Raw genomic sequence first — 13,285 nt, 5'->3', positions numbered from 1 at the left:
GAAGGAGAAGCAGCCGTCGGCTGTTTCTCCTTCCCCCACCTCACAATGATTATCATTCTTATATTTGGTGATTTTTTTGCTTGGAAGTCCCTTAGAGGGATTTCTAAGCGTTTGGTGTATACAAAAAAGTTTTCAGACATCCTCTAAAGCTAGGTACTGATGCTTGAGCATGTATATATATTGGTAATAGCTATACAGATGACTTCTGTGGAGCTAAAGGTGTAGAAATGAAATGTATTTTGATTGACAGTGAACAACGTGATCAAGAGCTAGGTGAACAGAGAGTTGAAGACCTTTTTCAAATTGAAGATAGGCTATTTATTGATCAATCTTAGTTTACTATGATTGCCGAGTAAGCAAAATAAAATACACTAGCTGCCTAATAGACAGTTTGCAATGCAAATTATTAAAGTACTAACTAGAGTCTATCTGAGTCCGATAGAGTTGGATGAGGCGATCGCTTTCTATGAAAACCTTTTTACAGAAAAATGTTGGTTGTGGTTTCAATATTCCGAGGCGGAGTTGGAACTCGCAGGTGTGGGTTCTATTCTTTTAATTGCTGGTTCAGATGAAACCCTCTCTCCATTCAAAAGTACACACGCAACATTTCTCGTTGACTCCCTCAATGATTTTAAAGAAGTACTTATTCAGCAGGGTGCAGTGATTCTGGCGGAACCTAACAATGTTCCCACTGGATTTAATATGCGAGCGATGCATCCTGATGGAACCATTATTGAGTATATTGAGTTTGGATAATTAATTTTTAACCCAAAAAGGATTTGCTGTGAAGGCTGCAATCAGACTGGCTAATCAAAATGATCCAACAGCGCTATAGCAATCCTAATCATTCGTGAGAGATAAAATCGCCCAGATGCCTATAAATACGTACTTTTAATCTCCGTATTTTCTCACGTTTCAAATCGGATTGCTATAACTCAAGAAGTAAAAAAGCTTACTGTATAAGCTTTTTAGTTTTTTTCAACTGGATGGTTATTTCTGCTGTGCTGCACTAGTACGGCACGGCGTAAATAGAGCAACCATTTAAAATCTCTAAAGAGCTTATTCCATAATACTTTTGACTTTTGACCCTTCGACTGCGCTCAGGGTCAAGGCTGAGCGTTCGCGTAGCGTCTCGTAGAGAAGCCGAAGCCTTGACTTTTGAATGAGTGACTTTTGCCTTGCGGTACTAGTCGCTTGCTGTATTTTGGCAGATAAAGGCTACTCAAAAATTCTTAGCGAATTTTCCGGAATCGATAACAGCGGGGTGGTATCACTTATTAGAGCATCGATATTATACTGAACCTCTATAACATAACCTTCGGGGAATATAGCCCCATTGTTTCCGCTCAAAAGCCCGGTCTTCATGACCGGGTTTTTGATGTTTATACCAAGTTGCAGTCGAGCAATTCCGAGTTATACCATTTTGGATTTTGGATTTTAGATAATGGAATTGGGAATCGCCCTCTGTAACCAGGTTTTCAGAATCTATCTGTCACATTCTTTTTTAAAATTGGTATTAGAGCGATGCCTACGGCTGGCTACGCCTACACAGCCCTTGTTTAACCTGTCCGTGTATCAAATAAAACTCTTGTTCAGAAACTTTTAAAAGATTTTATCGGTCTGGTTCTCCAAATTCTACAAAAATCAACCAATGTCATCTTCTGCTCAAGGTATTCCCGGATTACCTGATTTGACGCATCCGATTGAGCTTGTACAATTTGGAACCCAAGCGCTCAAAGCCTCACTGTTATTAGTATTTTTGCTTGTAGCTTTAGGAATTGCGATCGCTCTGATCAGTTTTTCTCTCCGTCGAAGCCAGCCGGAACAACTTATATTCATCGGCGAATGGGCTGTTCGTTATTCCCAACTGTTGCGGGGATTACAGCATTTAACTCTGGTATTAGTTCTGTTAGTACCGGGATTTTTTCTCTGTTCAACTTTAAGCAATCGCTACCACTACTGGGAACAAGCAAAGGTGGCTCAAGTAGCTGAAAGTGTTGCAGGTGAGAAGCTCGAACAATTTGCGCCCCAAGTGCGCTACTCTATTCGAGAGCCATACTCTTATACCACTCAAGTCAATGGCAAAATAGTTAAAGTAAACCAGACACGAGAGATCAACCGCTTTTTGACGTTGGCTGGTTCGCAAATTCAAGTCAAGCTTGACCAAAGTGTAGATGTCCCAGGCCGCAGCTCAATTTATCGGGTAAATTATACTGCCGATTATAAAGTAGTTAACCAACTCAAGGATATTAATAATTTTTTTTTTGAAGCACCGCCACCCAACGGCTATACATTGCTTGCTAGCTACAAAATCGAGCGTGACAGTACTAGGTTACAACAAACCAATCCGGGAGACTATGGTTTTCCCTTCCAGCTGCAACCAGGGGAAGAAACCACGTTTCGAGTCACCTATCAGGCTAGAGGCGGGCCTCGCTGGGTTTATAGTGCAGCGGGACAGATGCTATCTAACTTCCGCCTCACAGCAATTGCTAACTTTGCTCCGGCTAATTTTGCCAGTGGTATTGAACCTGATGAGATTAAATCTGACGGACGCAGTACGCAATTTACTTGGAAATTTGACGATAATGTTTCAGTCAAAAATCCATTTGGAGTGTTTACCAACACGGAACCTATTCGTCACACGGGAGTAATTCCGCGTCTTTTATTACTAGCACCAGCAATATTTTTGTGGTGGATATTGTTGTTATATTTGTCACTGCCAATGAGTTTCAAAAATGTCGCGATCGCTGGTAGCATTTTCTTTGCTTGTCTGTTGATTTTGACCTATCTAGCTCGCGTCATCAATGCTCAGTTGGCTTGGACTTTAATTTCTATCATCTTACTGATTTTGACATGGGGATTGGGTGCCAGTCGCAGTGCTTCCCTGGCTGCGATTATCTGCACTATTGCTGGAGCAGTATTACCTATCTTTGGATTATTAGTACCGTTTAGCGGCCTCACCCTCAGCCTAGCGGGTTTGCTTTCAGCCGTTTGGCTAGCAGTTCGTTACTGGCATGGCTGGTACAATTTGCACCCGGAAGACCAAAGATTGCAGGCTCAGAAAAATGTTAAAGATTAGGTGATTCCGTTATGATTAGCGAAGTTTTAGCAAATAGGATTTATGGATAACGATTTACTGGCTTTTTTTGCGGGTGCTGGGTTACTTATTGTCTATCTCATCTTTTCTGCATTGACTGAAATGGGAACTAAACTACCCTGGAAGAAATAAGCAGATGGGGGGATAAAATTGCTAAAATCAAAAATCTGCAACAGGACTTATGCACCAGTAACGGAAAAACGAACTGCAAAAGACACGTTCGCGTAGCGTCTCGTAGAGAAGTACACGAAGGAATAAGAGTTTGAGAGAGTTTTTGCGTAAGTCCTGTGCAAATTGAATGGGCTGGAATAGCTAAAAAGTTTACACTTCTAAACCTCATTGGGCTTGGAAAAAGAAGTAAACATCCTTTAGGCTGAGTTAATATACTTATTGTTTGAGAGAATGCCAAATGCGCGATCCACAGAATAACCACATTAAAATCGAGCCGGCAACCCTAGTTTTAATTGTGTCTCTCCTAATATTCTTACCTCTGCTGTTTGCTGGCTTTTTGTCGCAGTGAAGCTAGTGAGGAATACTCAACAGAAGATATATTCTCTCGATTATGCATGGGGGTAAAGCGCACTTCTCTACCAGACGCTGCGCGAACGACAGGCTCAGTGACCACAGACGATTTTAATCGCTGCTCAATTACTTATGGTAAATCATGAGATAATATTGTGATGTCGAAATCGGATAAGGCACTACTACCCAATAAAAACGGCTTTCCAGTAGATAAGAGACTGTCGCGTAGTCTCGTACTGGGTAGAAGCATATGGTCACTGAGCGGCTGGTGAGCTTGTTCTGAGCGTCTTGCCTTGAGCGGAGCCGAAGGGAGCCGTTGGCGCAGCCTCTCGTAGAGAAGGGCGCAGCGATGCACTGAGCTTCCAGAAGTGTCTAGCGATACCAAAGTATTGATTGCTACTAGCAAACCAATGTGTTTGTGGGGCGTGGGGATGAGTCCATCCTCTATTAATCGTAACCGCACCTAGAGGTTCGGGGGATAGTGTTTCGGAACCTGTACAGGAACCAAACCGCTATTTCTCTTTTTCTACTAAAAGCCCGCGACTTTAATCGTGGGGAATGCCTTACAGAAAGTTAGAATAAAATGTCATTTATGGAACCTTCTGGAACTCTTGCTGGTTTAGATATTCTGGTAGTTGAGGATGATAATGATACTCGCTTTTTCATCACTACTGTGTTGGAAATGGATGGAGCAAAAGTTATACCAGTAATATCAGCAGATGCGGCACGCAAAGTATTATCCGAATTGCAGCCCGATGTTTTAATTTCTGATATTGGGTTGCCTGGGGAGGATGGCTACACTTTCATCCGCAAATTTCGTGCGCTCAAACCAAAGAATGGTGGACGAGTCCCGGCTATTGCTTTAACAGCCTATACTGATAGTGAGGCTCGTATCCGTGCCTTGGAAGGTGGCTTTGACACTCATGTATCTAAACCGATTGATCCAGAAGAACTAGTTGAGATAGTGGCTAGCTTGGTTGCTTGTTGTAATTGGTAACGATTGTAGTGCCTGATGTCTTTAAGATTGGGAGGCAGAGGTTTAGTCAAAACTATAATCGTGCTTTCTTGCAATACCAGAATTGATATAGGTTACAAAAATTGTAGCTTTGCAAAAATATCACCAATAAGATTAATTGCTATCCAGATTATTTACAGACGACTTGAAAAAGCAGTTATCCATGAAGTTTGTACCTTGGGGAGACTGAGAGAAATCAAGTTGTAGCAATGATAGTGGATTATCTCCAGTGCTAACAACGAGGCTGTATATACCTGCTTTTTATAATAATAGAATTACTCTGCTATTTATTCAGCAGTAACTTCTTTTTGTATAAAATTAGTAATCCAAGAAAACCTAATCCTAATAAATCTGAAGGTTCTGGGACAGAGATGCTTTGTGCTGTCAAGCTAGTTTCGTAAGAAATAGTCAGATTACTGTTAGATGGAAGTGAGTAGCTAGCTTCAATAGGTTGCTCTAGTCCTTTTTGACCAATGGGTATGGAAAAAGTGCCATTTGGGTTTTTTGCTATTACTTGACCAAAATATTCTACCGTAACATTATCAGTAATTTGTTGCCCTTCAGATAATACCTGAACTAGTAAGCTTCCACCTGGAGTGAGAGCTAAAGGGTTTTGTAGAGGTAGAATTTATAATGGCAAATTGAATGGTTTGGCTAAAGCATCAGACCAATCATAAAAAGCTTTAGTGTATTTCAGGTAATGACCAACATTATCATAGTTATTAATTTCCGGTTCTGTGATCCGGAGATATTTATCATTCGATAGTTTGGCATAATAGCCATTATCAAAAAACCCTTGAATGGCTGCTACATTTTTACCAGCAGTTAGAGATAAAGCATCTTGTTTTCCATTGAAATTAAAAGGAAGTATTTGTTTATCACTATCATAAACTATTGCCTCTTTAAATCTAGAGGGTTCATAAGATTCTGGCCCCTCTTCTGGATGTCCAAACAAAATATTATATTCACCGCTTTTGTAATCAAACCAGACAACATGTGCTGATGCTGGTTGGATAAAGCATGGCAAAATAGCTGCTGCTACAAGCAGTGTTTTAATTTTTTGCAGAAACATTTTAACTTTCTTGATTACTTAGTTGAATTCATTACTAACATGTTTAGAAGACCACATTTTTTTCTTCTTAACAATCCCCCTAACAGGGATAATTTTTTAATATTTAGATTTTCTTAATATTATTTAAATAACACAAAGCAGAGTTCAGCACTGAGAAGTAAAATAAGTTTTATATCTGATTTTTAGACATAATTTTTATATATTGCTTACTTGGAATTGGTTTATAGTGAGGATTCTAGTCATCTCTACGACACCAGAGGCGAACAAAATCAGGGCTGAAGTCCTGACTACGATTTTACTCAGGTTGATTAACCGGACATAATACAAGTGTGGAGTATCAGCTTTGCTTTAATTATCAAACAATGTTAGCGCGATGCCTACGGCGGGCTACGCCTACGCCTTTTTTATCAGGTGCGTTAAGCTACTGTTAACGCACCACTCTAACCCGAAAACTACTTAGGCAAAACCTGCCGCAGTGCTGCTAAAAGTTGGTCAACACTTTCTTTACGACTATTAAAGCCCATCAATCCCACGCGCCAAACTTTACCAGCGAGTTCGCCAAGACCACCGCCAATTTCAATATTATGTTCATTGAGTAACTGCCGAGCGATCGCTTTCCCATCTACCCCTGTTGGAATGCAGACTGTGGTAAGCGTTGGCAGTCTATACTCTTGCTCAACGTGCATACTCAATCCTAAGTTCTCTAACCCTTCCCAGAGATATTCTACGTTTTTCTGATGCCGCTGCCAGGAGTTTGCTAACCCCTCTTCTGCAAGTAAACGTAGTGCTTCGCGCAATGCATAGTATAAATTAATCGGTGCTGTATGGTGATAGGTGCGTTCAGGGCCCCAATACTTGCCCAGCAACAACATATCTAAATACCAGTTTGCAACTTTCGTTTGGCGCTGTTGCAATTTCTCAACTGCACGCGCACTCATTGTAAAGGGCGAAGCACCAGGTGGGCAACCCAACCCTTTTTGGCTACAACTATAGGCTAAGTCAACTCCCCAAGCATCTAAAAACAAGGGCACGCCACCCAAACTTGTGACTGAATCCACTAGTAAAAAAGTGCCAAATTCACGACACAAATCAGCGACTCCTTCTAACGGTTGACGGGCGCCGGTGGAGGTTTCGGCATGAACTAGAGCTAAAATAGTTGGACGATGAGTTTTTAAGGCTGTTTGAAGTTCATCGAGGTTGAAGACTTGTCCCCAAGGTTTGGTAATGCTTCGCACATCTGCGCCATAACGTCCAGCCATATCCACGAGGCGATTACCAAAGTAACCAGCTACACCAATTAAAACCACATCACCGGGTTCAACGGCATTGGCGATGGTTGCTTCCATTGCAGCTGTTCCCGTACCGCTGACTGCAATCGTGAATGGATTTTCTGTTTGCCATACGTAGCGTAGCAACGACTGAATTTCATCCATGAGTGCGAGAAAAGCTGGGTCAAGATGCCCAACGGGTGAAGTATTCATCGCCTGGAGAACTGTAGGATGGGCATTGGAGGGCCCAGGCCCCAACAGTAGACGGGATGGGATTTCTAGCGGTGTGAGTTGCAAGCGCCCAGAGTCGTTGATGGAAATTGTTTGCGTCATTATTTGTCTTCGCCTAGACGATACTTACCGGATCATAGAGCGATCGCATCACCGATATTTTAGTGAATCTGTTATTTGCCAGAAGATGCGATCGCACTAAAGTATTAGAGTGATTAAAACCAAAGTGTGAGAGTATACTTATTTACTTTCCCTAAGACATAATTATGGTTTTTACTAGCAAACGTCCGAATAATTTAGGTGTTAAAAACAGTAAATTAGCACCTTGTCCTAATTCCCCTAACTGCCTTTCTAGTCAGAGTGCAGATGCAGTTCACAAAATTGCACCACTGACTTTATTTTAGAGAACCAGATACTCTAAAATTGATTAAGTGTAAAAAATTCCTAGCGAGAGACCTTTTAAAAGCTTACCCTTAGTGGAATAAGTAGGTTAAAGATGTTCAAAGGTTGCATTGAAAAACATGAACAATTAGACTTACCGCAAGAAATTGGAATCGAAACTAACGCGTGACGACGCACTTTTTAAAATTGCTAATAAATAGGTTGTACTAATGCTTTATTTCTTTTAGGAGAATGCCAATGACGATTTTAGTAACTGGTGTAACTGGGAACATTGGGGGAGAAGTCATTCAGCATCTGCTGAACCGAGATGTTGTAATTGGAGGACTGGTGCGAGATCCAAAAAAAGCTGCCAAACTTCAAGCGCAAGGGATCGAACTGGCACAAGGTGATTTCTCGCAGCCACAGACTTTAGACCCTGCCCTTCAAGGCTGTGAAACCGCTTTTCTGGTTACGCCCAACGAGCCACGTCAAGTTGAGTTAGAATGCAATTTTATTGATGCAGCAAAACGAGCAGGCGTTCGCCATGTTGTAAAGGTTTCTGTGCTTCATCCTGGGGAATTACCCAGTAAATTTCAACAGTGGCATTGCCAAATTGAAGAACACTTGGAAGAATCAGGCATGGCATGGACACATTTACGGCCGAATATGTTGATGCAGAATATGCGCTGGTTTGCTCAAACAATCGCGCAACAAGGTGCATTATATAATTCAGTCGGAGACACAAAAATCTCTCATGTCGATGCGCGAGATGTAGCGGCAGTGGCAGCCGTCTGTCTTTTTCAGTCAGGACACGAAAATCAAGCCTACGACCTGACCGGCCCCGAAGCCGTTTCTTTTGATCAAGTTGCGGACTATTTTGCTAAAGTCTTAAACCAAGAAGTTAAATACGTCAATCTCACACCAGCCGACCTCAAAGCGGCTCGACTCGCCAATGGAGAACCCGAATGGTATTTGGATGCGGAAGGGCAGTTATTTGAGTGCTGGAAAGCTAGAGCGGGCTCAATGGTGACAACGCTGATCACAGATATCTTACACAAGCCTGCAACTTCATTTGAATTGTTTGCTGAGTATTACGCCCAGGTTCACGCTCAAGATTTTTCTACACCTACAAAGGGTTGATAATGCAACACGCTCTAATACAGCTTGGCTCAAATCCAGCTACCATCTCAATTAACGCTCTTTTATTACTCTCATTAGAGAATATTTAAAACCTTCTTTCTCCGTGCTTGATTCCAAACAAGGATTTTTTGGCAATGCTTATCAAGCGAGGCTTTGAAAAAGATTCAAGGTCAGCATCTTATTTTTCTCTCCTCAGAGACATAAAAGAGCGTTAACCATTAGGCGGACTACCCTTCTTTTTTGGCTGACGCTGCGCGTAGCTTGTTTCCCTACGGACTAAGGGAAGCCGCTTTTGCATAACCGAGTCAGTGTGTTGGGTGACTTCATAGACTTGTACTCCTTCGGGTTCTCCAAAGGATAGTAACTGGAGTACAATTTCTAATCTCTATCACTTGGGGCAAGATATCTGTGAACCTGAATTTATTTAAAAACTTTGACCCCCGACCGCGACTAATCATTGCTGTCGGACTGGCTGTATTAGTTTCAGTAATCCTTCCGCATTTGCTCCACTTACCCACTCGCATCCTCTGCGCTTGGAACTCCGGTATAGACTTTTTCTTAGCCGTAACGTGGTGGAAAATGATCAAGGCTACGCCAGAAAAAATTCGCCGTTATGCTGAGAATGAATATGAAGGACATTTGGCTATATTCATGCTGGTGATAGCTGCGGCTTGTGCTAGTGTTTTAGCCATTGGGTTTTTACTAAATGATAAAAAAGGGTTGTCAACAATTCTGCTTACCGTACATGTCATACTTGCAATTATGACCATTGTCGGTTCCTGGTTACTAGTGCATACGATGTTTGCAGTGCAATATGCACACAGCTATTACAAATATATTAATCGTAATAATAGTCAAGAAATCACCAGAGGATTAGATTTTCCTAATAACGACTGTCCAGACTATTGGGAATTTTTATATTATTCATTTGTAGTTGGCATGACTAGTCAAGTTTCAGATGTGCAAACTACATCACCCGATATGAGGCGCTTGACTCTGTTACATAGCATATTATCCTTCTTTTTCAATACCACCATTTTAGCTATGACTATTAATATCGTTGCATCGCTGATTTAAAAGGGGAATTTCATTCTCACGAAGCAGAGATGGAATTTCCCTTCCCTTTTTTACAACTCATGCCAGAGGATAGATATTTTTAACAAACTATATTTATTGGCGTTGTATAAATGTGGGATAAATTGGCGGTTGAAACTATTGAAAATTCGTTCCAAATTGGGCGAAATCATCCCATGATTCAGCAACGCCTATTTATTATTTAAATTATTCCTAGAAAAAATATATAGGACTCATATAGCAGTCCTAAATCATTTGTAAAAATAAATTAACCGCAGAGGCAATAGAGTTGCCAGTGCGTTGGGCGGGTTCCCCGACTTGAAGCAACTGGCGCAACGCAGAGAGAGGAATCGGAGATTTTCACGACTCATTTAGGATTGCTATATTTGATTTTTGAAATATACCTAGGGGAGCCAGTGCGTTGCGGAGGTTCCCTCCGTTGTAGCAACTGGCGTTGCGTTAGCAAAGCGTAACGCACCTCCCCAAGGTTTTGGTACCGTACTCGCGGCGATGACACACCCTACATATTGTCTTGTTAATTGAGATGGTAGGTGGATTTGAGCCAAGCTGTACTAGTAACTGTGGATTGCATTCAATTTATTAAGAGTTTTGATCACGCTTGTTTGGCCATTACTGCTAAATTCGCCACACATTCAGGAAATTGGCGCTTTAATGCTGGAAACACGGGACAAGGCGCTTGTTCTTGTAAATTGTCCGGCTTACTCCAAGTAAAGGGGGCTTTTTGCGCTGCTGACATCCACACCAGGCGCTTTGCTCGTGTCATCGCAACATACAGTAAACGGTACTCCTCAGATATTTTCAAATGCTTTGCTTGTTCCCATGCTTGCGTAACATCTGGTATAGTAGATTCTCCGTGGAGAGCAGCACGAATTTGGGCGCGGGCTACCTCTGATAAGGTAAAATCCCCTAAGAACTGGCTTTGGGGAGGAACCCAAAATCTCCCAGGAATCAAGTTTTCGTGGAGAAAGGGAAGAAACACATAGTCCCAATCCAGCCCTTTAGCTTTGTGCATGGTAATAATGGTCAGTTGACCGGGACGGGTGTAACGTTCTTCTGAATCTTCGGTTTCTACTGGTTCAAACCGTTCGGAACTGACGATTTCACTTAAAGCTGATAGCATTCCCCCCATCGAACTATTACCAGCTATCTGCTGGTTTACCCGTTCTGCAAGTTTGTCAGCAGTTGCCAATTCTGCCTGGTCATAATTTAAGGTTAAGGCAAGAAAGGAAATTAGCTGGTACAGGGGCAATTCCAAGCGAGCGCGGAGTAAACTGCGACACAAGCGAGCGGCTTTTTGGACTGTTTCTGACTGGGGTGCTGCTAGAGGGCCAGGATACAAAAATTCTTCTGGGAGACTAGCAAGGGCGTTGAGGTCTTGGGTAGGAATTAATTGGCGCTGTACTAATGCCTCTAAGGCAGCTTTGAGGTAATCGGGGGAGTGGGGACGATCGCAAAATTGCAGTAATGCTAAAATCTCTTGGGGAACATGGGAACGGCGATCGCGTTCTCCCACATCGTAGAGGATAATATTATGCTCTTTGCACACAGGTGTCAGAGCCTCTGCTAACCATCTTCCTTGGCGATTTTCTCGCACTAAAATCGCTGCACTATTTTGTGTTGGATCTTCACCAAATAACTCGATCACTCTTTGAGATAACAATTCAACGGTGTGATGAATGTCACGCGGGGTATAAAGTTCTAATCCTCGTCCTATTGGTGCTGGGTTGGCGTTATTTTGTGGATCACCAGCTTCAACAGGGTGAATTGTTTGCAAGCGAAATGGTACTTGTCGGTTGTCAGGAGTCTGTTGTTTATTGTTGGTTGTTGCTAACCACTGATTATTGATCCATTTAAGGGCAAAGTTAGCAGCTTCAATGATCATTCTAGTACTACGTCCAGCTTGATCCATCGTTGCTAATCGTTTGATGCGATCGCACTCTTCGCAAAATTGCCGAAAATAAATTGGATCGGCTGGCGTGAAGGTGGAGTTAATCGCTTGGTTGGGGTCGCCAACTCGTACTAGATTGAGTGAGGAGTGAGGAGAGACGCGATTAATCGCGTCTGTACTGAGGAGTGAGGAGTTATCTCCCTTGTCTCCATCACTCGCCAAAATTTCTAACAGTTGCGTCTGTAGAGGGCTAGAATCTTGGGCTTCGTCTTCAAAGACGGCGAAAACTTGGTTTTGCTCGATCCGACGGGCACTGTCGTTTTCTAAAACGCGTAGTGCAGCTAAAATCATATCGTCGTAGTCGATGAAATCACGCGATCGCATTAAGTTTTGATATTGCTCATACAATCCCGCCGCTACGCTCAAAATTGCATATTCGTCTGTGGTTTGTTTACTCCACTCTCGCAACTTTTCTGGGGATATCCCAGAACTTTTTGCTTCATGAATTACCGTATTAGCCAATTCTGGTAATACTTCTGTTCGCAACACAGATTGGCGACGTAATCTTTCTGTCTCTTCTCCGTCAAATTGATGACCTTCTAATAACCGCAAATATATTCCTGGATTATTCGCAATCCATTGCTCTACGGCTGTGCGGATAAAGCGGTGACTTTGGGTTGGTGTAATTAACGTGACATTTTCTAACTGCAAACCCGATAAATCTGAATGGCGACTGGCAATGTTCAACGCTAGACCATGTAGGGTATAGACAAAAAAGCCCATCTGAGGTAAAGATAATTTCTTTAAGTCTTTGCGGATCTTCGCTTTAATATTGGCAGCAGCGGAGCGAGTAAAGGTGACAACCACCAAGTGACGGCGGGAGGATGAACGTTCATACTGACGGGCGATCGCGATCGCCGCCGCCGCCGCCATCCCAGTAGATTTGCCTGCGCCAGGAACGGCGGAAATAGCTAGAGGGCCAGATTGCCAGTCAGCCATTTGTTGTTGTCCAGGGCGCAGACCGTTGCGGATTGATAGAATCTTCTCCCGCAGGTTAGGAACAGGCGATCGCTCAGATAATTCTGAGTGGAGTGATTCTTGAGCCACAGAAGCAGTAAATTTAGAGTCTGACATATCAAATTTTATATTTTAAATAGATGTTGAATGTAATTCCCAAACCACAGATATGAATAATCTTTGGTGATTCTCTGTAAATATATCTTAAGCCCTCCTTAAAAAGGAGGGTTGCGGGGATCTTCCGGCTCGAAATATCACTAACTAGTACACTGAGGCGGAAGTTTACCTAACTTTAACAAGGAGATTTTGCCCCTTTTTAAGACCCTAGTCTTGTTAATTGAGATGGTATGTAGATTTACGCGCCCGCTGTATTAGTTAATTCGCAGACAAGTCTAATGATTAAAAATGTAGAATAATTAATAAATCGGTTGTTTACTAGTAAAATAGTAATCTAATTTTTTTTAAAAAGAGAGTGTATATAGCAACCCTAAATCATTCGTGAAAAGTAAGATATCCGACAACTTTTACGAAGTCGGGGATCTGGACACCGGGAATTTTC

At 42.2% G+C, this 13,285-nt stretch carries 10 protein-coding genes and 1 pseudogene; 6 read left to right on the top strand and 5 right to left on the bottom strand.

Annotated elements, in window-relative coordinates; all coding sequences use genetic code 11:
- The first annotated feature begins 396 nt into the window (after window positions 1-396).
- Together V7K49_RS05500 and V7K49_RS05495 are read left to right on the top strand one after the other, a co-directional pair.
- On the top strand, window positions 397-756 hold the full coding sequence (locus V7K49_RS05500; protein WP_335204802.1) for a VOC family protein: 360 nt from the start codon (window positions 397-399) through the stop codon (window positions 754-756).
- 895 nt (window positions 757-1,651) lie between these two features.
- Window positions 1,652-3,079 carry a DUF456 domain-containing protein gene (locus V7K49_RS05495; RefSeq protein ID WP_335204801.1) on the top strand — a complete coding sequence of 476 codons (1,428 nt, stop codon included), beginning with the start codon at window positions 1,652-1,654 and terminating at the stop codon, window positions 3,077-3,079.
- Between the two features lie 670 nt (window positions 3,080-3,749).
- Here V7K49_RS05495 and V7K49_RS05490 read toward each other — a convergent pair.
- The gene (locus tag V7K49_RS05490) at window positions 3,750-4,082 is read right to left on the bottom strand and encodes a hypothetical protein (protein ID WP_335204800.1); all 333 of its coding nucleotides are present in this window, start codon (window positions 4,080-4,082) and stop codon (window positions 3,750-3,752) included.
- A 129-nt stretch (window positions 4,083-4,211) separates the two neighbouring features.
- Between V7K49_RS05490 and V7K49_RS05485 the strand changes: the two genes are divergently transcribed.
- Window positions 4,212-4,616: a response regulator gene (locus V7K49_RS05485; protein WP_335204808.1), complete on the top strand. Its 405-nt coding sequence runs from the start codon at window positions 4,212-4,214 to the stop codon at window positions 4,614-4,616.
- A gap of 301 nt (window positions 4,617-4,917) precedes the next feature.
- Here V7K49_RS05485 and V7K49_RS34540 read toward each other — a convergent pair whose 3' ends face one another.
- The 3 genes from V7K49_RS34540 to V7K49_RS05475 form a co-directional block, all read right to left on the bottom strand.
- Window positions 4,918-5,022 (bottom strand): PEP-CTERM sorting domain-containing protein, encoded by a 105-nt coding sequence (locus V7K49_RS34540; protein WP_442948636.1) that lies wholly within the window; start codon window positions 5,020-5,022, stop codon window positions 4,918-4,920.
- A gap of 240 nt (window positions 5,023-5,262) precedes the next feature.
- Window positions 5,263-5,706 carry a hypothetical protein gene (locus V7K49_RS05480; RefSeq protein WP_335204799.1) on the bottom strand — a complete coding sequence of 148 codons (444 nt, stop codon included), beginning with the start codon at window positions 5,704-5,706 and terminating at the stop codon, window positions 5,263-5,265.
- A 452-nt stretch (window positions 5,707-6,158) separates the two neighbouring features.
- Window positions 6,159-7,307: an alanine--glyoxylate aminotransferase family protein gene (locus V7K49_RS05475; RefSeq protein WP_335204798.1), complete on the bottom strand. Its 1,149-nt coding sequence runs from the start codon at window positions 7,305-7,307 to the stop codon at window positions 6,159-6,161.
- Window positions 7,308-7,471: 164 nt separating this feature from the next.
- On the opposite strand from V7K49_RS05475, the pseudogene V7K49_RS05470 reads away from it, so the two are divergent.
- The 3 genes and pseudogenes from V7K49_RS05470 to V7K49_RS05460 all read left to right on the top strand — a co-directional run.
- Window positions 7,472-7,600: pseudogene (locus V7K49_RS05470) on the top strand (DUF1499 domain-containing protein); the annotation flags it as partial.
- Window positions 7,601-7,844: 244 nt separating this feature from the next.
- Window positions 7,845-8,726, top strand: a complete 882-nt coding sequence (locus tag V7K49_RS05465) for an SDR family oxidoreductase (protein WP_335204797.1) — start codon at window positions 7,845-7,847, stop codon at window positions 8,724-8,726.
- A gap of 408 nt (window positions 8,727-9,134) precedes the next feature.
- On the top strand, window positions 9,135-9,803 hold the full coding sequence (locus V7K49_RS05460) for a DUF1345 domain-containing protein (RefSeq protein WP_334871615.1): 669 nt from the start codon (window positions 9,135-9,137) through the stop codon (window positions 9,801-9,803).
- Between the two features lie 610 nt (window positions 9,804-10,413).
- On the opposite strand, the gene V7K49_RS05455 is transcribed toward V7K49_RS05460, so the two are convergent.
- Window positions 10,414-12,843, bottom strand: a complete 2,430-nt coding sequence (locus V7K49_RS05455) for an ATP-dependent helicase (RefSeq protein WP_334871616.1) — start codon at window positions 12,841-12,843, stop codon at window positions 10,414-10,416.
- Window positions 12,844-13,285 lie beyond the last annotated feature (442 nt).

The sequence above is a fragment of the Nostoc sp. genome (assembly GCF_036919675.1).
Classification (GTDB): domain Bacteria; phylum Cyanobacteriota; class Cyanobacteriia; order Cyanobacteriales; family Nostocaceae; genus Nostoc.
The sequence above is the reverse complement of the archived record's forward strand: the minus strand, read 5'-3'. Positions and strand labels throughout refer to the sequence as shown.

Coding starts and splice junctions, on each gene's coding strand:
- V7K49_RS05500 (WP_335204802.1), top strand. CDS start 397: ATGCAAATTATTAAAGTACTAACTAGAGTCTATCTGAGTCCGATAGAG.
- V7K49_RS05495 (WP_335204801.1), top strand. CDS start 1,652: ATGTCATCTTCTGCTCAAGGTATTCCCGGATTACCTGATTTGACGCAT.
- V7K49_RS05485 (WP_335204808.1), top strand. CDS start 4,212: ATGGAACCTTCTGGAACTCTTGCTGGTTTAGATATTCTGGTAGTTGAG.
- V7K49_RS05480 (WP_335204799.1), bottom strand. CDS start 5,706: ATGTTTCTGCAAAAAATTAAAACACTGCTTGTAGCAGCAGCTATTTTG.
- V7K49_RS05475 (WP_335204798.1), bottom strand. CDS start 7,307: ATGACGCAAACAATTTCCATCAACGACTCTGGGCGCTTGCAACTCACA.
- V7K49_RS05465 (WP_335204797.1), top strand. CDS start 7,845: ATGACGATTTTAGTAACTGGTGTAACTGGGAACATTGGGGGAGAAGTC.
- V7K49_RS05455 (WP_334871616.1), bottom strand. CDS start 12,843: ATGTCAGACTCTAAATTTACTGCTTCTGTGGCTCAAGAATCACTCCAC.